Here is a 21,041-nt window from a genome sequence, read left to right as displayed (position 1 = left end):
ACTATCGAACACCCTAACTTCATAAATATCTATGCAATTCTAGACTTAGAATTCCTATAAACTAAATGTTTTCGTACTCTTCTAAGTAATTGATTGCCTTAAACTTTAATTTTTGAAGGATTCTAAAGCTAGAATAGTCTCATCACAATCAGTTTTGAATGATTCACAATTTAGAAACACTATAGGTTTACTCTTGTTAAAATAAAAAGGAACTGCCCAAAGCAATCCCTTTTTATTTACTTAAAATTTGATAGTTGAGATAATCAATAGCCCACCTATAAAAAGTGTTATAGTAAAATTCCTTATTTATTGATTTCAAGCTCAGACAACTGTGTTTGAATAACTGACAGTTCTGCACCAGCCTGAAGAAGAGCAGCTGCAGTATAAGCACCTTCTACAATTGGAACCCTATTGATGATGATACTTTTATCACTGAAATCAGCCACCATTTCTAAGTTCATTTTAGCAGAACCCAGGTCAAAAAAGGCTAATAAGGTATCTGCTGGATTTTCGGAAACAATCCTATCTACTTGATCAAAACTAGTTCCAATTCCTCCATCTTCGGTTCCTCCTACATAAGTAATTGGAACATCTTTAGCTACTTCACTAATCAGTTCAACGACACCTTCTGCAATGTTTTTGGAATGTGAAACGATAACAAGACCAATACTTCCCATTAAACCACCCCAGTTTCTAAAAAAGCAGTAAAGAGTAATCCTGATGAGAATGATCCAGGATCAATATGTCCAAGAGAACGTTCTCCTACATAAGACGCCCTTCCTTTAGTTGCAAGTAAATCTTTGGTAGCATTCACTACCTTATCAATAACCTCTTGAGTCAATTGACCAGCAGACAAAGCAGCAATAACAGGAGTCCAAACATCAACCATTGTCTTTTCTCCAACTTCTGCTTTCCCACGTTTGACAATCATATCCAAACCGCTTTGTAAGATTTCCTCTATTTTCGAATTAGAGTCAGCCTTGGCCATGCCCATAAAAGCAGAGCCATACAAGGGACCAGAAGCACCTCCTACCTTACTTAGTAGTTGCATTGAGACAAGTTTAAACACATCACTGCTGGTTTCAAATTGCTTTCCTTCTAAATTTTCCATAACTGCAGCCATTCCACGCGCCATGTTTCCACCGTGGTCTCCATCTCCTATAGGAGTGTCTAGCTCACTAAGATAATCTTTCTGTTCTTGAATCTTTTCATTAAAAAGTTTCATCCATTCAAGAGCTTGTTCAGCATTCATACGACATTTCCTCCTTGAATTTTACCAAGCTGGTGTAGTAACAGGTGCATTTAGAGCATTCAACCACTCATCATCTGCCAATCGAATCAATGTTAATGATAAGCCAGCCATATCGATTGAAGTCATATAGTTTCCAATTTTCTTAAATGCCAACTCAACACCTTTTTCATGGAGTAATTTAGCCACATCATTTGCAAATACGTATTGCTCCATAAGTGGTGTGCTTCCTAAACCATTGATGAGAAGCCCATAGCGTTCACCAGCTTTAAGTTGGAAACCTTCAGATAATTTTTCAACCAATTCTGAAGCCAATTGTGCTGAAGGTCGCATTTTCTCTTTTTTATATCCAGGCTCACCGTGAATACCAACTCCATATTCAAATTCATCATCTTCTAGAACAAATCCTGGTTTCCCAACTTCTGGAACAGTAGCGCCAGATAGAGCTAATCCAATTGTTTTAATTTCTAAGACAAGTTTGTCGGCCAAGTCCTTCATTTCAGATAATGATTTACCAGAACGAGCTGCAGCCCCCAAAATTTTATGGACTAATATAGTACCTGCAACACCTCGACGGCCTTGGGTATAGAGACTATTTTCAACAGCGATATCATCATCAACCACAACACTTGCTACATCAATACCTTCCATTTCAGCAAGTTCTTGTGCAATTTCAAAGTTCATAATGTCACCAGAATAGTTCTTGATGACCATGAAAACTCCAGCACCTTCATCAGCCGCCTTAATGGCTTCTAAAATTTGATCCGGAGTAGGTGAAGTGAAGACTGCTCCACAAATGGCAGCAGACAACATTCCATCTCCTACAAATCCAGCATGACTGGGTTCATGTCCTGAACCTCCACCTGAAATGAGTCCAACTTTTCCTGTCTTTTCTGCCTTTCTAACGATAACATCAAAACCATCTAAGCGTTGAACCAAGTCATCATGCATGAATGACAACCCCTGCAACATTTCATCAACAACTTGTGTCTGTTCATTTATAATTTTTTTCATGAGAAACTCCTTTCGGCATCTACCTTTGTTTTCGATTTCATTATATACTTTTTATTGCTGGATGATAAGGGACAGATTCTATTATTTGTCCCCTTTTAAACCCGTTTCAAACATTTTTTGGTAAAATGAAGTAAGTAAAAGAAAGGCTTCCTATGGCATCATCACTCATTACAAAAAAACGGATTGCCAAGGCATTTAGAGACCTATTAGCTACTAGAGAATTTGATAAAATCTCCATTGTAGATATCATGGAATCAGCTGGCATTCGTAGACAGACCTTTTACAATCATTTTCTTGACAAATATGAACTGCTAGACTGGATATTTGAAACTGACTTAACCGAGTATATCACCAATAACTTGGACTTCATTTCAGGCCAAAAACTATTACAAGAATTATTTCTTTATTTCGAACAAGAGCGTGATTTTTATATTCAACTTTTTGATATTCAAGGGCAAAATAACTTCTATGACCACTTTATCAGCTACTGTCGCTTGCTTGTATCAAAAATTTTAAGAGAATATGGTCAGATTGATATTGATTCATCTGCTTATACTTGTTTTTTGTTAGACTATCATTCACATGCTCTAGCAGAAATCGTGAAGGTTTACGTTAATAAAAAAAGTCCAGTTCCACAACCAGACTTTCTAATCATGACAATTATTGGAAAGAGACCACAATGACATTTATTTCAAATCATAAACAGAAAATTATTTCAAGTTACATTTCGGCAACTGTCAGCAGTCATCTCGAATTAGAAAAACACCCTACCTTACCATTAGTCTATCAAAAAAATCGTAATCCCCATCAGGTTCCAATATTGTCGGGTGGAGGTTCCGGCCACGAACCTGCGCATATTGGATATGTGGGAGAAGGAATGCTTACTGCTGCTATCTATGGCCAATTATTTACTCCTCCTACAAGAACTGAAATCTTAGAGTCCATTCGTTTTTTAAACAATGGTCACGGTGTCTTCATCATTGTAAAAAATTTCGAAGCAGACATCAAAGAATTTAGCTGGGCCATTAATACTGCTAGACAAGAAGGAATTAAGGTCGGCTATAGTCTAGCACACGACGATATTTCTATTGAAGCTCACAATAGATTTCAAATTAGAGGAAGGGGGCTTGCAGGGACTATTTTACTTCATAAAATCCTAGGATATGCGGCTCAGAACGGTGCTGACATCGAGCAACTAACTGATTTAGGTTATGAACTTGCTACCGAAATCGCAACAATTGGCTTTGCAACGAAATCGGCTAGTCTCCCCCAAGCCACCCTTCCACTATTTAACTTGGAAGAAGGAAATATTTCTTATGGTATTGGGATACATGGCGAAGAAGGCTATCGTATAGTCCCATTCCAATCATCGGAAATCCTTGCAAATGAAATTATAAGTAAATTAAGATTGCACTATCATTGGAAAAAGGGTGATCAATTTATATTGCTTGTAAATAATCTAGGCACTACCAGCAACTTAGAAATGGGTATATTTATCAATGATCTCCTTCAACTCTTAGAAATTGAAGGAATCACTATTACATTTATAAAATCAGGAACATTTATGACCAGTCTGGATATGGCAGGTATATCCGTAACTCTTTGCCCTGCGAAAAATAAACAATGGTTAGAAGCGCTCAATGCTCCAACAACAGCTTTTTCATGGTAATTTGCTTGTATAACTCAAAAGGGCTACATCACTTGTTAGACCTTTGCTTTTATCTTATACTCAATGAAAATCAAGGAGCAAACTAGGAAACTAGNNAGACTGACGAAGTCAGTGAGCATATCTACGTTAAGGCGACGCTGACGTGGTTTGAAGAGATTTTGAAAGAGTATTAGACCATACTTTTCCAAAATGCGCCCAAAAAACCTTGCAACTAGGTTACAAGGTTAATCACATTAATCAAAATTAACGTATTCTTTTTGAAGTTCAAGAACTTCTTCCATTGTTGAGCATTCTGTAAGGGCACGGTTTGCGTACTCTTCCATCTTAGCTGTGTAGAGTTTCTTCATCAAGCTGCGTGTACGAAGTACAGATGTTGCTGACATAGAGAACTCATCCAAGCCCATTCCGACAAGCAGTGGAACAGCTGTTTGGTCACCAGCCATCTCACCACACATACCAGCCCATTTACCTTCAGCGTGAGCTGCCTTGATAACGTTGTTGATCAAGCGAAGGATTGATGGGTTATATGGTTGGTAAAGGTATGAAACTTGTTCGTTCATACGGTCTGCCGCCATTGTGTATTGGATCAAGTCATTTGTACCAATTGAGAAGAAGTCAACTTCTTTTGCAAATTGGTCTGCAAGCATAGCTGCTGCAGGAATTTCAATCATGATACCAACTTGGATGTCATCCGCAACTGCAACTCCTTCAGCAAGAAGATTTGTTTTTTCTTCTTCATAAACTGCTTTAGCTGCACGGAATTCTTTCAAGAGGGCAACCATTGGGAACATGATACGCAATTGACCATGAACAGAAGCACGAAGAAGGGCACGGATTTGTGTACGGAACATTGCATCTCCAGTTTCAGAAATAGAGATACGAAGGGCACGGAATCCAAGGAATGGGTTCATTTCGTGTGGCATATCGAAGTAAGGAAGTTCCTTATCTCCACCAATATCCATTGTACGAACAACCACTGGTTTACCATTCATTCCCTCAAGAACAGCCTTATACGCTTCATACTGCTCATCTTCTGTTGGGAAGTCTTGAGAATCCATGTACAAGAACTCTGTACGGTAAAGTCCAACAGCTTCTGCACCGTTGTTGTTAACACCTTCAACGTCTTTTGGAGTACCGATGTTAGCTGCCAACTCGAAGTGTTTACCGTCAGCAGTCACTGTTTGAGCATCTTTCAAAAGTGCCCATTCAGCTTTTTGTTTAGCATAAGCTTCACTAGCTGCTTTAAATTCTGCCGCTTGTTCATCTGTTGGGTTGATAATCACTTCACCAGTAATTCCGTTAACGGCAAGGATATCACCGTCTTTGACGATTTCAGTGATGTTATTTGTTCCCAATACAGCTGCAATTTCAAGTGTACGTGCCATGATAGCTGAGTGGCTTGTACGTCCACCGATGTTTGTTACAAAAGCTTTTACAAAGTTTTTGTCCAATTGAGCTGTATCAGATGGTGTTAAGTCATGTGCAATCACGATTACTTCTTCATTGATAGAAGCTGGGTTTGGCAATTTCTTACCAAGAAGGTTTGCCAATACACGTTTTGTCACGTCGCGGATATCCGCTGCACGTTCTTGCATGTATGGGTTGTCTTCCATGCCTTCAAAGATAGTGATGAACATATCAGTCACTTCTTTCAGACCTGCTTCTGCATTGACTTTCTTAGCACGAATTGTTTCTTTAATCTGACCAATCAATTCTGGGTCAGAAAGAACCATCAAATGAGCGTCAAAAACTTGAGCCGCTTCTTCACCAAGCGTACCTACAGCTTTCTCGCGGATAAGAGAAAGCTCGTTTTGAGAAGCTTCAAGAGCAACATCCAAACGAGCCTCTTCTGCGTTTGTATCTTCGACTGAAACAGTCTCGAATGACAAATCCGGTTGAACGAGTAGATATGCTTTTGCAACTGCAACACCGTCAGATGCTGCGATTCCTTTAAGCATTTCTGTCATTTCCCTTATGCCAATCCTTCTTTTTCCATTGTTTCTGAGATTGCAGCGATGGCGTCATCTGCATCTGCACCTTCAGCTGAGATAGTTACGTCAGCACCTTGGCCAACACCAAGACTCATAACACCCATAATTGATTTAAGGTTAACTGATTTACCTTTGTATTCAAGAGTGATATCTGAAGCAAATTTGCTAGCAGTTTGCACCAACAATGTTGCTGGACGTGCGTGAATACCTGTTTCTGCCACTACGTGGAAATCTTTAGAAGCCATAGTTTGACTCTCCTTTTGTTCTTTCTTTTTTTGAGTTATATGTGATAACCCTTACAGTTTGGTATTATACCATCTTCTAGGATTTTTTTCAAGCATTTTCTGGATTTTCCTTCAATTTCCTTTCAGATAACTTGCTGAAAATCTTCTATCCTAGATAACAAAACACAGGATATAGTTTCTTCAAAAACAATTTATAGGATAATTATTGCTGTTTTATAAAACAAACACTACATATTGTGTTTTGTGAGCTTGACTAGAAAAACAGACCACTATATTTAGTTCAAATCATTGACAAAATTTTATTTTCTGATATACTAGGATAGTATTAAATTTTGAAGAGGAGTTACACAATGGTAATCGTTTATTCTAAAAACAACTGTGTCCAATGTAAGATGACCAAACGTTTCTTGGACAGTAATAATGTCTCTTATCGTGAAATCAATCTTGATGAGCAACCTGAGTACATCGATCAAGTTAAAGAGCTCGGTTTTAGCGCAGCTCCTGTTATCCAAACACCAACTGAAGTCTTTTCAGGTTTCCAACCAGGAAAACTGAAACAATTAGCATAATCTTAGTACATCATCCAGAAGAAACTGCTTCTAGGGCTAACTTAGAGGCCTTTCTTTTGTAATTAGATAAGGGAAATTTTATGGGATTAAAACATCTTGAAGACGTGACTTACTTCCGTCTCAATAACGAAATCAACCGTCCTGTCAATGGACAAATCATGCTTCATAAAGATAAGGAAGCCTTGGATGCCTTCTTTAAAGAAAATGTCGTTCCAAACACTATGGTTTTTGATTCAATTAAAGATAAAATCAACTACCTCATTGACCACAACTACATCGAAACAGCCTTTATCAAGAAATACCGTCCAGAGTTCTTGGAAGAATTGGCTCAATTTATCAAAGACCAAAATTTCCAATTCAAGTCTTTCATGGCAGCTTATAAATTTTACAATCAATATGCTTTGAAAACTAACGACGGTGAATACTATCTTGAAAGCATGGAAGACCGTGTCTTCTTTAACGCCCTTTATTTCGCTGATGGGAATGAAGCTGTTGCAATCGATATTGCCAATGAAATCATCCACCAACGCTACCAACCTGCTACTCCTTCCTTCTTGAATGCTGGACGTGCTCGCCGTGGGGAGTTAGTATCTTGCTTCCTGATCCAAGTAACTGATGATATGAACTCTATCGGACGTTCTATCAACTCGGCTCTTCAACTTTCACGTATTGGTGGTGGTGTGGGAATTACCCTCAGCAACCTTCGTGAAGCTGGTTCTCCTATTAAAGGGTATGAAGGAGCAGCTTCTGGGGTCGTTCCAGTTATGAAGCTTTTTGAAGACAGCTTCTCTTACTCCAACCAATTGGGGCAACGTCAAGGTGCCGGTGTTGTCTACCTCAACGTCTTTCACCCAGACATCATCGCCTTCCTTTCAACTAAGAAAGAAAACGCCGATGAAAAAGTTCGTGTTAAGACCCTTTCACTTGGTGTTGTAGTACCAGATAAATTCTACGAATTGGCGCGTAAAAATGAAGAAATGTACCTCTTCAGCCCTTACTCTGTAGAAAAAGAATACGGTGTGCCATTCAACTACATCGACATTACTGAAAAATACGATGAATTGGTCGCAAATCCAAATATTCGCAAGACAAAAATCAAGGCTCGTGATTTGGAAACTGAAATCTCTAAATTGCAACAAGAGTCTGGTTATCCTTATGTCGTCAACATTGATACGGCTAACCGTGCAAATCCTGTTGATGGAAAGATTATCATGAGTAACTTGTGTTCTGAGATTCTTCAAGTTCAAGAACCAAGCTTGATCAACGATGCTCAAGAATTCCTTCAAATGGGAACGGACGTTTCATGTAACCTTGGTTCAACCAACGTAGTCAACATGATGACTTCACCTAACTTTGGTCGTTCTATCCGTGCTATGGTTCGTGCCCTTACTTTCGTTACAGATAGTTCACACATTGTGGCTGTACCTACGATTGACCATGGAAATAGCCAAGCCCACACCTTTGGACTTGGTGCCATGGGACTTCACAGCTACCTTGCCCAACAACTCATTGAATATGGATCGCCTGAGTCTGTTGAATTTACAAGCATCTACTTCATGCTTATGAACTACTGGACCTTGGTTGAGTCAAACAATATCGCGCGAGAACGTGGTATTACCTTCCATAACTTTAAAAAATCAGACTATGCTAAGGGAAGCTACTTCGACAAGTATGTGACTGGCGAGTTTGTTCCAAAATCAGACCGTGTTAAAGAACTTTTCAAAGATGTCTTTATCCCTAGTGCTGCTGACTGGGCTGAACTTCGCGACAAGGTTCAAGCAGATGGTCTTTACCACCAAAACCGCCTTGCTGTAGCGCCAAATGGTTCTATCAGTTACATCAATGACGTTTCTGCTTCTATCCACCCGATTACGCAACGTATCGAAGAACGCCAAGAAAAGAAAATCGGTAAAATCTACTATCCTGCTGCTGGCTTGTCAACAGAAACCATTCCTTACTACACTTCTGCCTACGACATGGATATGCGTAAGGTGATTGATGTTTACGCTGCTGCAACTGAGCATGTGGACCAAGGACTTTCACTCACTCTCTTCATGCGTAGCGATATTCCAAAAGGACTTTACGAATGGAAGAGGGAAAATAAACAAACGACACGTGACTTGTCCATCCTTCGTAACTATGCCTTTAACAAGGGAATCAAGTCTATCTACTACGTCCGTACCTTTACAGATGACGGTGGAGAAGTCGGCGCCAACCAATGTGAAAGCTGTGTGATTTAGTTTCTAGCATAGAAACATTATTTTTCCCTAAGCAGCACTGATAAAATCAAATCTACTATGTCATAACATAATTTATGTAACATTTTAAAAGTCGGGCTTCCGACTTTTTGTGCGATACTCCTATAGAATTATGGTAAAGTAGAAATAATTGTGAGTTCGCAATACTAAACACAGAAAGAGATTTTAAATGGAAACTTACTACAAAGCCATTAACTGGAATGCCATCGAAGATGTCATCGACAAATCAACTTGGGAAAAACTGACGGAGCAATTTTGGCTCGATACACGTATTCCCTTATCAAACGACTTGGATGACTGGAGAAAGCTATCTAACAAAGAGAAAGACTTGGTCGGAAAAGTTTTTGGTGGTTTAACCCTTCTTGACACTATGCAATCTGAAACTGGGGTTCAAGCCCTTCGCGCAGACATCCGTACACCACATGAGGAAGCTGTTTTCAATAACATCCAATTTATGGAATCTGTCCACGCTAAATCTTACTCATCAATCTTTTCTACCTTGAATACTAAGGCTGAGATTGAAGAAATTTTCGAATGGACCAATACCAATCCTTACCTACAAAAGAAGGCTGAGATTGTCAACGAAATCTACCTAAACGGCAGCCCACTTGAAAAGAAAGTTGCCAGCGTCTTCCTCGAAACCTTCCTCTTCTACTCTGGTTTCTTCACTCCCCTCTACTATCTCGGTAACAACAAACTAGCCAACGTTGCAGAAATCATTAAATTGATTATTCGTGACGAGTCTGTTCACGGAACCTACATTGGTTACAAATTCCAACTTGGTTTCAATGAATTGCCTGAAGAAGAGCAAGAAAAACTCAAAGAATGGATGTACGACCTACTCTATACTCTTTATGAAAATGAAGAAGGCTACACAGAGAGTCTTTATGACGGTGTTGGTTGGACTGAAGAGGTTAAAACCTTCCTTCGCTACAATGCCAATAAAGCTCTCATGAACATGGGACAAGATCCACTTTTCCCAGATTCAGCTGAAGATGTCAACCCAATCGTTATGAACGGTATTTCAACAGGAACTTCCAACCACGACTTCTTCTCTCAAGTCGGAAATGGTTACCTCCTTGGTGAAGTTGAAGCCATGCAAGACGATGACTACAACTACGGTTTGGACTAATACTCCACCACTCTCAATCATCAAAAAGTAAACTAGAAACAACAAAATAATAACCTAATAAAAATATCGAAAGTTTTGAAAATAAGCCTCGATATTTTTGTTTTTGTTTTATTTTGTTGTTTTTGTATTTGAATGATGAGCTAGTTTATGGTAAGATAGTAGTAGGAAACGAGGTGATAATATGCTCAAACAAGAAAAATTAACCAAAATTTTAGAGACAGTAAATAGTAAAGGAACCATAACGGTTAAACAGATTATGGATGAAATAGCCGTTTCAGATATGACTGCAAGGCGCTATTTACAGGAATTAGCTGATAAAGATTTGCTGATTCGTGTGCATGGTGGAGCTGAAAAACTTCGAACCAACTCCCTTTTGACTAATGAGCGATCAAATATTGAAAAACAAGCCCTCCAAACGGCAGAAAAACAAGAAATAGCCCGTTTTGCAGGCAGTCTAGTAGAAGAAAGAGAAACTATTTTCATTGGACCAGGAACAACATTAGAATTTTTTGCGCGTGAATTGCCTATTGACAATATCCGCGTCGTGACCAACAGTCTACCTGTTTTTCTGATTTTAAGCGAACGAAAATTAACAGATTTGATTTTGATAGGTGGAAATTATCGCGATATTACAGGTGCTTTTGTTGGCACATTGACCCTACAAAATCTCTCTAATCTCCAATTTTCTAAAGCTTTCGTTAGCTGTAATGGTATTCAAAACGGAGCTCTAGCTACTTTTAGCGAGGAAGAGGGAGAGGCTCAACGCATCGCTTTAAATAATTCTAATAAAAAATATTTACTCGCAGATCATAGTAAGTTCAATAAGTTTGATTTTTATACTTTTTATAATGTATCAAATCTTGATACTATTGTTTCAGATTCTAAACTAAGTGATTCAATCCTTTTTGAGCTATCTAAACTTACTAAAGTCATCAAGCCTTAATCAACTGAAAGATTCTGGGTAACAACTCAATTTCAGAAGTAAATCTTCCCACAATAAAACGCATAGTATCAAGGTTTTCAACACCTGATATTATGCGTTTTTCTGTATCAAAGACTTTTTGCCCAATTGCTTTATCTGCAACCTCAAAGCTATGCATTGAGAAACCTGCGACTCGCTTTCTAGTTTAAAGTTGCTCTTTGATTTTCATTGAGTATAAGCAACGTGATTAGATAAGAGTTTTGCAACGTACTAAATACGAGATTTAACTTTTTTGGAAATTAGTTACGATTGTTGAAACGGCATAAAATCTGAATCAAAGGAGATAGTATTCCATTCTTCAGGATTGATAAAATTTAAAAATAGATTTTTGAATTCTTCCAGCTCATAATCTGAATGACAAATCCATTCTTTACCGGTCGAGACATACCATTTCCCAAGGCTTTTCAGTTCTTCATTCGTCAAACAAGGTATTTGAGAACATTTATCAAAATTGATAATATAAACTTTTTCATAAATTGATTGAATAAAATCTTTGAACATCTTTTTGCCTCACTAAAATACTATATCTAATGACTAAATCTACTAGTCTATAATCTGAGTTTCCGCTAGTTTCTTGTACCAGTGAGCTGATTTCTTCGGATAACGTTCTTGAGTTTCAAAGTCTACATAGAAAAGACCGTAACGTTTTTCATAACCGTTTGACCATGAGAAGACATCCATTAATGACCAGATGAAGTATCCTTTGACGTTTGCACCATCAGCAATAGCATCAGACAAGACTTCCAAGTGTTGTTTGACATAATCAATACGGCCATCATCGTAAACAGTGTTATCAACGAACTCATCTTTATAACCAAGTCCATTTTCAGTGATGTAAATCTTCTTATAGTTGGGATAATCTTTCTTCACGCGCATGATTTGATCATACAAACCTTGAGGGTAGATAATCCAATCCCAATCCGTACGTGGTACATAATCAGGAGCTACACGACGACCAACACCTTTGATTTGGTATTTAGAACTTCCTTTCTCACCCTTACCATTATGGATAATTTCAGTTTCTCCATCAAAGGCTTCCATCCAGTCACTCATATAGTAATTGATTCCAAGGAAGTCATTCAAGTCTTTTGCGGCTTCTAATACTTCGAAATCTTCGTCACGCAAGTCAAGCTTTCCACCATTGGCAGCCAAGATAGCCTCTACCCCTGCCAGAGTCTTTTCAGAGTAGTGACCCAGATAAGTTGCATCCAAGATAAATTTGTTATGGATAATGTCCTCCAACTCTGCCGCAATAACATCTGCAGGATTTTTAGGATCCAAAGGATACTTAGTTGGCAGGGCATGAACAACACCAATTTCACCTTTATAGCCTTTATCTTTATATAGCTTGACTGCACGCGCATGAGAAACCATCATATTGTGGTGCGATTGGAAAACTTTGGCAAGGTCGTACTGAATACCTGGAGGGAATTTCCCAACCAAGTATTGACCATCACCAATTGGCCCGATTTCATTAAAGGTTGTCCAATAATTTACTTCTGGAAATTCTTCAAAACAGAAGGTCGCGTAGTCTACAAAGTGTTCAATATTTTCACGGTTTAAGAAGTCTCCATTTGAGTGGAGAGCTTCTGGCGTGTCAAAGTGATGAAGAGTTACAAAAGGCTCAACGTGACGTTTGTGACACTCTGCAAATAAATTATGATAAAACTCAACACCTTTAGCATTTACTTGACCGTAACCAGTCGGGAAAATACGTGACCAGGCAATAGAAATTCGAATGCCATTGACACCATACTCTTCTGCCAGTTTGAGGTCAACTGGATATCGATTGTAAAAATCACTGGCTGGTTCTGCAGTGTACCAGTAGTTATCTTCAAGATATTTATCCCACGCAACTGGGCCTTTTCCATCAGTATGTGTAGCACCTTCTGCTTGATAGGCAGCAGTTGCGCCACCAAAAATAAAGTCTTTTGGTAATGTTTTTGTCATTTTTTTCACCTATTTCTTGATTTAAATAAAGTAAAAGTGAGAGGAGAGGAGTCAGTGAGCCATCCTTCTCCATCTCACTTCTTGTACCAAGTCACCGAATTGTGACATGAGGAGGTAAAAACGATATCTTTTCACCGACGAATTAACAAGGCGATTAGGAAAATTCGCCATAGCGATTTCCGTAACGAGAGGAGACTGTTTCACAGTTCCTAGCCTTAATCGAATTGTGACATGAGGAGGTAAAAACGATATCTTTTTACCGACGAATTAACAAGGCGATTAGGAAATTCGCCATAGCGATTTCCGTAACGATAGGAGACTATTTCAGAGTCCCTAGCCTTAATCGAATTGAGCTTGTACGAATGCAAGAGCACCTTTTCCATCACGAGTTAATTTGATGTATTGAGCGCCTTCTGTCTTGGCAAGTTTAATATCGAGTTTATCTGTTTCTGCTTTCATATCTTCAAAGTTTGAAGCAACTTGAGGGGCAAGGATAACCAAATCAAACTCTGGCAACATTTCACGGTGAGCACCATAGCCACCTGCTGCTGCTTTCACAGGAACATTATATTCTGCAGCAGCCTTGTTCAAAGCATTTGCAAGGAGTCCACTTGTCCCTCCACCTGCACAGAGAACGAGGATATTTGTTTCTTCAGTGATGGTATTTTGTGCTGCTTCTACACCCGCTTTTTCAAGAATAGCATCCGCTTTTGCAGTGTTGAAGTTTGCAGCAACTTTTTCTTTCAATTCATCATTAGATTTACCTGAACGCTCTTCTTCAAGAATTTGTTCATCATAGACCTTAAGGAATGGATAGTAAATGACAACGTCAACCACGATTAGAAGGGCAGCAAGAATGAATGATAGAACTTGGAAGTTAGTACCAAGAACTAGACCTAGTGGAGCTGGAGTTGTCCATGGTAGATTAGCAGTAAATGAGTTCATTCCAAGAGTTTCAATAAAGAATTTGAAGATCCAAACGTTTGCGATTGGAGCAAAGATAAATGGAATGAAGAAGATTGGGTTCAATACAAGTGGTGCACCAAACAAGATTGGTTCATTTACACCGAAGAAGGTAGGAACTACTGAAGCACGTCCGATTGCACGGTTACGTTTTGATTTTGTCAACCACATGAACATGAATGGAACAACCAGTGTCGCACCAGTACCACCCATGGTAACGATAAACATTTGTGTACCAGAAGTAAGAATCTTGTCAGCGTGCATACCTTGTTGGAGAAGGTTCAAGTTGACTTCGGCATTGGCATAGGTAATCGCTGCGATTGCTGGTTCAACGATAGATGGACCATGGATACCAACAAACCAGAAGAAGGCAAAGGCACCAAAGATAATGGTAATACCAAGATAGCCATCAGCTGCAGAGAATAACGGTGCAAAGAATTTACCGATTGATTCAGCTACGCTTGCACCAACAAAATGACGAGCTAATAAATCAAGAGCATAAAGAGAAACAACAGATAGAGTGAATGGAATCACATCTTTAAAGACTTGTGAGATATTTGGCGGAACTTCGTCAGGCATACGAATAGTAATGTTGTTCTTAACACAAACCTTATAGATTGCTACGGTAACAAAGGCAGCAAGGAAGGCTGAAAGCAAACCTTTTGTCCCCAAGAATCCAGTAGCTAGACCATTTTCGATAGGATCAGCTGCCAACATCAACAAACCAACAATTGCTGCCAACAATGTTGACATATAGTTGATTTGATTGGTTTTCTCCATGCTACGGTTTACTGAATCGGTCAATGACTTAGCTGTTGTACCAGCTACCAAGAGTGCCAGAATTCCCATTGAATAGCTGTAAGGTTTCATCAGAAAGGCTACAACTTCATCAGACCATTTAAAGCCCCATGAGTTTGGTACAAAGGCAATCAAGATAAAGATACTTGAGAAGAGAATAACAGGCATACCAGCAATAAAACCATCACGAATAGCACGAAGATAGATATTACGAGATAGTTTTTCAAAGAAAGGCTTTCCTTTCTCGATAAATGCAATTAGTTTGTTCATTACTTAACTCCTCTCTTATAAAGTTCGATTAAATGGTGCATCAAATCTTTTAACAAGATGGTTGTCATCAAGTGGTCTTGGCCATGCATCATGGTTACACTATAAGCCAAATCCTCGCCAGCTGCTTCCTTAGTCAATAGACTTGTTTGCGCGTGGTGAGCCTCAGCGATACAGCTGCCAGCTTCCTCAACTAGGTTATCGGCTTTTGCAAAATCACCAGCTTCAGCAGCCTTTAAAGCTTCCAATAGTTTTGAACGAGCATCGCCAGCATAGGCTACGATTTCAAAACCTAACAATGTTACTTCTTCTCTATTCATGATAGAATTCTCCTTATATAATTTTAAATAAATTTTTATGACAATAAACGTTGGATATGTAGAACTAGATAAACTCGTTCACTTTTATACAAATCAAGACCCGTATGTTGCGTAATCACATCATAGATCTTGGAACCAATCTCGAAGGCTTTTGGATAGGATTGCTTGATATGGTCTTCCATATCCAGAAGTGATTGGTTATCATCTCTAGATCTGTCTAAATAATCCAAGAAATAATTCAAATGTATCATAAAGCGATCATAGAAATGGGTATTCTCTTTGGTTCGTTGAATTGCATAGTCCTTTAAAACTTCTTCAACATTCCTGAGAATTTCTTTCCTCTTATCAATAGACTTAACTACTTCTACTTCATTCTCGCCTTCGGCATTGATGAAATGATAAGCAATCCGAATAATTTCGTCCTCAGGAAAATGATCCGCTAGTTTCTGACGGTAAATTTCAAATGCTTCATTTGCGATTTGAAAAGCGACAGGATACTTAGTAGAAATATCTGGCAGATTACTATCCTTGTACCTTCCTTGTGCTAGAGCTTGGTAAGAACAGTAAATATGATCTGTCAAGGTTACGTAGAGATACTCTTGAATCGGATAATGATATTTCTTTGATAGCTTATCAATGATTTCATAGGTCACGGTGATAAAATCAAGCGGAACATCTTTGAGGAGAGCCATAAAGTTTTCTCTGGACTCCTCGGTCTTCATCCGAAAGATTTTCTCAACCTGATGTTCAGCAATCAAATCCCCCTTCTTCTTTCCGAATGCAATCCCCTTACCAATTACAATCACTTCTTCTCCTTTATCATTTCTGACAAGCGAGACATTGTGATTCATGGGATTTAGAATTCGATACATGTCAACCTCCTTTTATATTTTAAAGGTATATGAGTATAAAAAATGACCACAAATGAACTAGAAAATCAGTCGATTTCTAATTCACCTGTGATCATGCCTAATATTACTTAGTAACACTCACCTTGTATTAACTTGTGATTTAAGTATAGCACAAGTAAGTTATTTTGTAAACCTTTACATACAACTTTTTTTAAACTTAACTATGTTCTAAAATTCATCAAACAGAGGATCTGTTTTTATTTATTTTTGTAAATCAAAACAAAAACAGGAAGACAGAAAAATAAAAAAGTAGCTACATTTTTAAAATTCATTAAATCTAATAAACAAAGAACACAAGAAACTATAAAACAAAATACGGTTATTTTTTTAAACGAACTATTCATAAAGAAATAACCTTTAAGGTAAATCTATGGTGTAAACAAGGTTTACAAATGGCACCTCTACTGTAGCTACAGCAACTGTCCAATAATTTTCTACAGCAGTTTTTACAGCCCAGCCAATCGCACCACTTATTACAGCAACAAACCCAGCCGTAACAGGATTAACCGCAAATTGTTTTAAATGCCATCCAGCATATCCAGTAGCGAAAGCTCCAGCAGCCCAGCCACCCATCCCCCTCACTTGAGGACCAAGATTGAAACGAAAACCTACAGGACCTCTTTCGTAAACGTTAGGCAACTCTTTTACAGCTTCATACATCAAACTTGCTTCTTGTACAGAAATACCAATATTTTTTGCTAGCTCTTCAGGAGTACCTTTTAAATTTATATTTCCAAATTTATCTACATAAAAATAATCTTCCAAAATTTGACCAGCATTTACAATATCTTCTGAAACCGAAACATTATAAAATTTATTCCCATCAACATTCAAAACAATATCATTTGCTTTATCTACTCTAGTTAGGGTACTATCTGCAAATACAGAATGACTAACCATAGGTAAGGCTGATGAGAATATTGAAACAATACCTAGTCCTACAACTAACGCTTTAAAACTCTTTTTAGTAGCCATTTATCTTCTCCTTTTATAAAACAACGAATTGAAATGTGCGTCTAAATATAGTTTATTCTGGCAATATTGTTTCCGTATTATTCCTTCCTAGCTCGTAAAATAAACTATACCTTATTTTTATTATACTTCATCTAGTTACTTTCTAATTCATATTAACTTGTGATTTAAGTATAGCACAAGTAAGTTATTTTGTGAATCTTTACATACAACTTTTTTTAAAATTTTTTTAGATTCATGTTCCTAACCTAGGAGGACTTGCTTACACGCGTTCTTTCCATGAAGTTGCTGTTGTTTGAAGAACTTTGTTGAGTTCGTCAATGTTTTCAAAACCAGTTGTGCGAAGCCATTCACGAGCTGCTGCTTCACCATCTTTGATGTATGCTTCAACTGATCCAGCCCATGTAGCACGGCCACAAAGAACACCATTGAAGTTTGCACCTGATTCATGGGCAAATACAAGAGTATCTTGGAAGAGTTTAGCTGATACACCAGCACTCAAGTAGATGTATGGCAAGTTAGTTGCTTCATCTTGAGCTTTGAAGAAAGCTGCTGCTTCTTCACGTGTATAAACTACTTCACCTTCAGCGAAACCTTCAACATATTTAATGTTAACAGGAACTTCAACTTTCAAGACATCAATGTTAAAACGTGGGTCTGAGAAGACTTTCATAGCACCAATAACTTTGTGTGGTTTTACTTTTGCGTATTCTACAGAAGCTGCATCAGCAATTTTTTCATCGTAAGCAAGGATTTCAAGGAAGAATGGAATATCTTCAGCCACACACTCAGAACCGATGCGTTCGATGTAGGCTTGTTTTTCTTGGTTGAGTTCGTCTGAGCTATCTACATCATAGTAAAGCAAGAATTTAACTGCATCTGCACCTTCTTCTTTAATACGTTTTGCAGACCAAACATCCAAGCAGTCTGGCAAGCGTTTTGTGCTTGTTGTGTCATAACCTGTTTTTTCATAAGCAAGGAGAAGACCAGCTTTTTCATCAAGAGCTTTAGTTGCTGGAAGTCCATACTCAGGGTCAAGAAGCATAGATGAAGCGTATTTAGTCAATTCATCTGCTACCAAAACTTTAAGTTCTTCCATTTGAGCCACTGTTGGTTCTTCTGTTTGGTGTTGAGCCATGAGGCGTTTCAAAGCACCACGTTGGTCAAATGCAAGAGCTGAGATGATACCATTTTCATCAGAAAGTTTTTCTAAGCGTACACGTTTTTGTTCTGTTAAAGCCATTTTATACCTCTTTTACTATTAATTGATCATATAGAGCTTGATAGTTGGCCATGTTGACATGACCAGTCATTTTTTCTTGAGCATTGAGCATACCAAGGACATTTGCCTTGATGAGTAATTCTGCATCCGATTTTTTGTGAAGAAGTCCTGAAGAAATTCCTGCCACAGTAGAATCTCCAGATCCAACAGGATTTACCACCTGAATTCTAGGAATATCTACCTTGTAGAAAGTGTCACCATGTTTGGCAAAAGTACCGTTGGCACCAAGTGAAACAATAATCCATTCAATACCTGCAAACAAAGGTTCCTGAAGGACTTCTTTTAATTCATCCAAATCCTCAGAAACTTCTCTTCCTAGAAGTTGAGATAATTCCTCATTATTTGGTTTGATGACTGTTGGTTTATGTGGTGATTCAAGAACCGCCTGAAGTGCTGCACCAGAGCAGTCCAAGACAACAGGCTTGCCAGCTTGATTAGCAAGTTCTACCAAGCTCGCATAGTAATCAACTGGAAGACCAGCTGGCAGACTACCCGATATGGCTACTACTTCAACTGATTCCAAGAGTTTTTTGAAATGTTTCAAAAAGTCTTGACCTTCTTGTTCCAATACTTCAGGACCTTTTTCAAGAACTTCTGTTTGGTTGTCTCCGTGGAGAATAGCAATACAGTTCCGAGTTTCTCCCTGAATTGAGAAGAAATCTTTCTTTACTTGATCATCGATATGTTCAACCAAAAACTCACCAAGTTTGCCACCTACTAAACCAGTAGCAAGAACAGAATCCCCAAATTCTGAAAGTACTCGGGTAACATTGAGCCCCTTACCACCAGCCGTTTTGGTTACATCCACCACACGATTGACAGTATCAATCTTTAACTCATCCAAGGGATAGGAAATATCAATGGATGGGTTCATTGTAACTGTTAAAATCATAGTTTACCTCTTAGTCGTGGTATTCTCCGCGATCCCATTTTTCAAGGAATTCAGTGAAGAAGTTTGCGTCTGTTTGTTGAGCATTGTGACTTTCAAGGTGTTCAATTTTCGCAATCAATTTTTTGTTTTCTTCAGATGGTTTGTATTCAGCATGAATGAAAGCTTCGATGATATCACACATAAGCAATTCACCAGTAATCTTACCACCAAAACCGATAACGTTGGCGTTCAATTGCTCTTTAGCATAAAGGGCTGTTGTCATATCACGAACCAAGGCAGAACGAATACCTGGAACTTTATTTACAGCGTTGTTGATACCAACACCAGTACCACAGATACATACCCCGAGATCAGCTTGACCACTAGTTACTGCTTCCCCTACTTTTTTACCAAAGATTGGGTAGTGAGTACGTGTATGGTCATAGGTACCAAAGTCAATGACTTCATATCCTTTTGATTTCAAAAATTCTGAAACCGCCATTTTTTCATCTGTTACGATGTGGTCACATCCAATTGCAATTCTCATTAGTTATTCCCTCCGATTAATTATATAAATCTAATATCATTTATCCCTACTCAAGAAAAATCAAGATTAGCTTAGGAAGCGAGCTGCAAGCATAACTGAGGTTAGCTAAAGTGAGCTGACAACAGATTATCTTGATTTTTGAAGAGTATTAGCACATTTTATTCAACATGTCGACACGGATTTGATGACGTCCACCGTCGTATTGACCGTTAACAAATCCTTTAGCGATATTTTTAGCCAATTCATCACCAACAAGTTGTGCTCCCATAGTGATCATACGTGAGTTGTTGTGGCCACGAGTCATATAAGCTGAACGTTCGTCAGAAACTTCTGCAGCAACCATTCCTTTGATCTTAGTTGCGACCATAAATGGACCAGCTCCATAAGCATCAATCACGATACCAAGGTTTTGTTCTTCTTTGTTTACTTCTGCAGCAACAGCGAGAGTCACATCAACAAAGTCTTGACCTTCAGCTGTAACATCCACAAGGTGGAAGTTTTCTTTTTCTAAGAAGTCTTTCACCACTTCTTTCAATCTCAAACCTGCAGCATCTGCACCGATAACAATAGACATATTGTATACTCCTTTTTATTTTTTCTAGGCTGGATTCCAGCAGTGTATTGGCTGTCTTTAAGAAACAGTCAATTAGTCCTCACAAACATAATATACTACTATTGTTTGAAAAAGTCAATAGTTTATGTTTGTTTTTGTTGTTTATTTTTTTGATTTTTTATAAAACTTCTATCTCAAACCCTAATTCTTCAACCTGATTGGCTTCTAAGAGACGAACATTCTTCTTATCTTCTAAATGATTTTCTGCTGAATTTTAAGCAGAATGTCATTTCTCTTTTTAGAATCAAAAGGACGAGATTGTGGAATCTCTACAGGAACAATAGGTTGTGGCATTTAAATATCCTCCAATAGTTTTACTTTACTAATAGTATACAGGAGGTCTTCCATGAATGATAGATACCTTGTTATGACGCGCTTACGTCTAAGTGGTTAAATAATGGCGATAAAATAAGGAAGCAGGTGAAAAACTACCTCCCA

At 38.3% G+C, this 21,041-nt stretch carries 21 protein-coding genes; 6 read left to right on the top strand and 15 right to left on the bottom strand.

All coding sequences use genetic code 11. From position 1 onward, the window contains the following. Positions 1 to 302 precede the first annotated feature (302 nt). The 3 genes from dhaM to dhaK are packed head-to-tail and all read right to left on the bottom strand — an operon-like array spanning position 303 to position 2,263. Positions 303 to 677, bottom strand: coding sequence for a dihydroxyacetone kinase phosphoryl donor subunit DhaM (dhaM, locus tag HT688_RS01625; RefSeq protein ID WP_000534742.1), 375 nt, complete (start codon positions 675 to 677; stop codon positions 303 to 305). After that, entirely contained in the window at positions 677 to 1,252 is a 576-nt protein-coding gene (gene dhaL, locus HT688_RS01620; protein WP_172923490.1) for a dihydroxyacetone kinase subunit DhaL, read from the bottom strand. Before dhaL ends, dhaM begins: the two co-directional genes overlap by 1 nt. A gap of 21 nt (positions 1,253 to 1,273) precedes the next feature. Further along, positions 1,274 to 2,263: a dihydroxyacetone kinase subunit DhaK gene (gene dhaK / locus HT688_RS01615; RefSeq protein ID WP_054388123.1), complete on the bottom strand. Its 990-nt coding sequence runs from the start codon at positions 2,261 to 2,263 to the stop codon at positions 1,274 to 1,276. Positions 2,264 to 2,415: 152 nt separating this feature from the next. Here dhaK and dhaS point away from each other — a divergent pair, with 152 nt between their 5' ends. Then, complete coding sequence (gene dhaS, locus HT688_RS01610) at positions 2,416 to 2,946, top strand: dihydroxyacetone kinase transcriptional activator DhaS (protein ID WP_050261952.1); 531 nt, start codon at positions 2,416 to 2,418, stop codon at positions 2,944 to 2,946. After that, on the top strand, positions 2,943 to 3,932 hold the full coding sequence (gene dhaQ, locus HT688_RS01605; RefSeq protein WP_172923489.1) for a DhaKLM operon coactivator DhaQ: 990 nt from the start codon (positions 2,943 to 2,945) through the stop codon (positions 3,930 to 3,932). Before dhaS ends, dhaQ begins: the two co-directional genes overlap by 4 nt. 233 nt (positions 3,933 to 4,165) lie before the next feature. Here dhaQ and ptsP read toward each other — a convergent pair whose 3' ends face one another. Further along, positions 4,166 to 5,899, bottom strand: a complete 1,734-nt coding sequence (gene ptsP, locus HT688_RS01600; RefSeq protein ID WP_172923488.1) for a phosphoenolpyruvate--protein phosphotransferase — start codon at positions 5,897 to 5,899, stop codon at positions 4,166 to 4,168. Positions 5,900 to 5,904: 5 nt separating this feature from the next. Further along, positions 5,905 to 6,168 carry a phosphocarrier protein HPr gene (locus HT688_RS01595; protein WP_000146947.1) on the bottom strand — a complete coding sequence of 88 codons (264 nt, stop codon included), beginning with the start codon at positions 6,166 to 6,168 and terminating at the stop codon, positions 5,905 to 5,907. Positions 6,169 to 6,518: 350 nt separating this feature from the next. Between HT688_RS01595 and nrdH the strand changes: the two genes are divergently transcribed. The 4 genes from nrdH to HT688_RS01575 all read left to right on the top strand — a co-directional run bounded on the left by nrdH (position 6,519) and on the right by HT688_RS01575 (position 11,070). Beyond that, complete coding sequence (gene nrdH / locus HT688_RS01590; RefSeq protein WP_172923487.1) at positions 6,519 to 6,737, top strand: glutaredoxin-like protein NrdH; 219 nt, start codon at positions 6,519 to 6,521, stop codon at positions 6,735 to 6,737. Between the two features lie 80 nt (positions 6,738 to 6,817). Continuing rightward, positions 6,818 to 8,977 carry a class 1b ribonucleoside-diphosphate reductase subunit alpha gene (nrdE, locus tag HT688_RS01585; RefSeq protein WP_172923486.1) on the top strand — a complete coding sequence of 720 codons (2,160 nt, stop codon included), beginning with the start codon at positions 6,818 to 6,820 and terminating at the stop codon, positions 8,975 to 8,977. A 187-nt stretch (positions 8,978 to 9,164) separates the two neighbouring features. After that, positions 9,165 to 10,127: a class 1b ribonucleoside-diphosphate reductase subunit beta gene (gene nrdF / locus HT688_RS01580; RefSeq protein WP_000451369.1), complete on the top strand. Its 963-nt coding sequence runs from the start codon at positions 9,165 to 9,167 to the stop codon at positions 10,125 to 10,127. Positions 10,128 to 10,308: 181 nt separating this feature from the next. Continuing rightward, positions 10,309 to 11,070: a DeoR/GlpR family DNA-binding transcription regulator gene (locus HT688_RS01575; protein WP_000917605.1), complete on the top strand. Its 762-nt coding sequence runs from the start codon at positions 10,309 to 10,311 to the stop codon at positions 11,068 to 11,070. A 282-nt stretch (positions 11,071 to 11,352) separates the two neighbouring features. Here the strand turns inward: HT688_RS01575 and HT688_RS01570 are convergent, their stop codons facing one another. From HT688_RS01570 to lacA, 10 genes are all read right to left on the bottom strand, one after another. Continuing rightward, a complete protein-coding gene (locus HT688_RS01570) occupies positions 11,353 to 11,610 on the bottom strand; it encodes a DUF3884 family protein (protein WP_023941219.1) in 258 nt (85 codons plus the stop codon). Between the two features lie 42 nt (positions 11,611 to 11,652). Continuing rightward, positions 11,653 to 13,059: a 6-phospho-beta-galactosidase gene (gene lacG, locus HT688_RS01565; protein WP_138700494.1), complete on the bottom strand. Its 1,407-nt coding sequence runs from the start codon at positions 13,057 to 13,059 to the stop codon at positions 11,653 to 11,655. A 339-nt stretch (positions 13,060 to 13,398) separates the two neighbouring features. Then, positions 13,399 to 15,090, bottom strand: coding sequence for a lactose-specific PTS transporter subunit EIIC (locus HT688_RS01560; RefSeq protein ID WP_138700493.1), 1,692 nt, complete (start codon positions 15,088 to 15,090; stop codon positions 13,399 to 13,401). Continuing rightward, positions 15,090 to 15,407, bottom strand: coding sequence for a PTS lactose/cellobiose transporter subunit IIA (locus tag HT688_RS01555; protein ID WP_138700492.1), 318 nt, complete (start codon positions 15,405 to 15,407; stop codon positions 15,090 to 15,092). Before HT688_RS01555 ends, HT688_RS01560 begins: the two co-directional genes overlap by 1 nt. Positions 15,408 to 15,442: 35 nt before the next feature. Next, the gene (locus HT688_RS01550) at positions 15,443 to 16,279 is read right to left on the bottom strand and encodes a PRD domain-containing protein (RefSeq protein ID WP_138700491.1); all 837 of its coding nucleotides are present in this window, start codon (positions 16,277 to 16,279) and stop codon (positions 15,443 to 15,445) included. 396 nt (positions 16,280 to 16,675) lie between these two features. Next, positions 16,676 to 17,293 carry a hypothetical protein gene (locus HT688_RS01545; protein ID WP_171042139.1) on the bottom strand — a complete coding sequence of 206 codons (618 nt, stop codon included), beginning with the start codon at positions 17,291 to 17,293 and terminating at the stop codon, positions 16,676 to 16,678. A 259-nt stretch (positions 17,294 to 17,552) separates the two neighbouring features. Next, positions 17,553 to 18,533: a tagatose-bisphosphate aldolase gene (lacD, locus tag HT688_RS01540; RefSeq protein WP_050208319.1), complete on the bottom strand. Its 981-nt coding sequence runs from the start codon at positions 18,531 to 18,533 to the stop codon at positions 17,553 to 17,555. Between the two features lies 1 nt (position 18,534). Beyond that, on the bottom strand, positions 18,535 to 19,464 hold the full coding sequence (locus tag HT688_RS01535; RefSeq protein ID WP_138700800.1) for a tagatose-6-phosphate kinase: 930 nt from the start codon (positions 19,462 to 19,464) through the stop codon (positions 18,535 to 18,537). 10 nt (positions 19,465 to 19,474) lie between these two features. Further along, entirely contained in the window at positions 19,475 to 19,990 is a 516-nt protein-coding gene (gene lacB / locus HT688_RS01530) for a galactose-6-phosphate isomerase subunit LacB (protein ID WP_001216906.1), read from the bottom strand. 148 nt (positions 19,991 to 20,138) lie between these two features. Continuing rightward, positions 20,139 to 20,564 carry a galactose-6-phosphate isomerase subunit LacA gene (lacA, locus tag HT688_RS01525; RefSeq protein ID WP_000029273.1) on the bottom strand — a complete coding sequence of 142 codons (426 nt, stop codon included), beginning with the start codon at positions 20,562 to 20,564 and terminating at the stop codon, positions 20,139 to 20,141. Positions 20,565 to 21,041 lie beyond the last annotated feature (477 nt).

The organism is Streptococcus sp. 1559, from assembly GCF_013276735.1.
GTDB classification, from domain to species: Bacteria; Bacillota; Bacilli; order Lactobacillales; family Streptococcaceae; genus Streptococcus; species Streptococcus pseudopneumoniae.
Note: the sequence above shows the minus strand (reverse complement) of the source record. Positions and strands in the feature narration are given on the sequence as shown.

Coding starts and splice junctions, on each gene's coding strand:
- dhaM (WP_000534742.1), bottom strand. CDS start 677: ATGGGAAGTATTGGTCTTGTTATCGTTTCACATTCCAAAAACATTGCA.
- dhaL (WP_172923490.1), bottom strand. CDS start 1,252: ATGAATGCTGAACAAGCTCTTGAATGGATGAAACTTTTTAATGAAAAG.
- dhaK (WP_054388123.1), bottom strand. CDS start 2,263: ATGAAAAAAATTATAAATGAACAGACACAAGTTGTTGATGAAATGTTG.
- dhaS (WP_050261952.1), top strand. CDS start 2,416: ATGGCATCATCACTCATTACAAAAAAACGGATTGCCAAGGCATTTAGA.
- dhaQ (WP_172923489.1), top strand. CDS start 2,943: ATGACATTTATTTCAAATCATAAACAGAAAATTATTTCAAGTTACATT.
- ptsP (WP_172923488.1), bottom strand. CDS start 5,899: ATGACAGAAATGCTTAAAGGAATCGCAGCATCTGACGGTGTTGCAGTT.
- HT688_RS01595 (WP_000146947.1), bottom strand. CDS start 6,168: ATGGCTTCTAAAGATTTCCACGTAGTGGCAGAAACAGGTATTCACGCA.
- nrdH (WP_172923487.1), top strand. CDS start 6,519: ATGGTAATCGTTTATTCTAAAAACAACTGTGTCCAATGTAAGATGACC.
- nrdE (WP_172923486.1), top strand. CDS start 6,818: ATGGGATTAAAACATCTTGAAGACGTGACTTACTTCCGTCTCAATAAC.
- nrdF (WP_000451369.1), top strand. CDS start 9,165: ATGGAAACTTACTACAAAGCCATTAACTGGAATGCCATCGAAGATGTC.
- HT688_RS01575 (WP_000917605.1), top strand. CDS start 10,309: ATGCTCAAACAAGAAAAATTAACCAAAATTTTAGAGACAGTAAATAGT.
- HT688_RS01570 (WP_023941219.1), bottom strand. CDS start 11,610: ATGTTCAAAGATTTTATTCAATCAATTTATGAAAAAGTTTATATTATC.
- lacG (WP_138700494.1), bottom strand. CDS start 13,059: ATGACAAAAACATTACCAAAAGACTTTATTTTTGGTGGCGCAACTGCT.
- HT688_RS01560 (WP_138700493.1), bottom strand. CDS start 15,090: ATGAACAAACTAATTGCATTTATCGAGAAAGGAAAGCCTTTCTTTGAA.
- HT688_RS01555 (WP_138700492.1), bottom strand. CDS start 15,407: ATGAATAGAGAAGAAGTAACATTGTTAGGTTTTGAAATCGTAGCCTAT.
- HT688_RS01550 (WP_138700491.1), bottom strand. CDS start 16,279: ATGTATCGAATTCTAAATCCCATGAATCACAATGTCTCGCTTGTCAGA.
- HT688_RS01545 (WP_171042139.1), bottom strand. CDS start 17,293: ATGGCTACTAAAAAGAGTTTTAAAGCGTTAGTTGTAGGACTAGGTATT.
- lacD (WP_050208319.1), bottom strand. CDS start 18,533: ATGGCTTTAACAGAACAAAAACGTGTACGCTTAGAAAAACTTTCTGAT.
- HT688_RS01535 (WP_138700800.1), bottom strand. CDS start 19,464: ATGATTTTAACAGTTACAATGAACCCATCCATTGATATTTCCTATCCC.
- lacB (WP_001216906.1), bottom strand. CDS start 19,990: ATGAGAATTGCAATTGGATGTGACCACATCGTAACAGATGAAAAAATG.
- lacA (WP_000029273.1), bottom strand. CDS start 20,564: ATGTCTATTGTTATCGGTGCAGATGCTGCAGGTTTGAGATTGAAAGAA.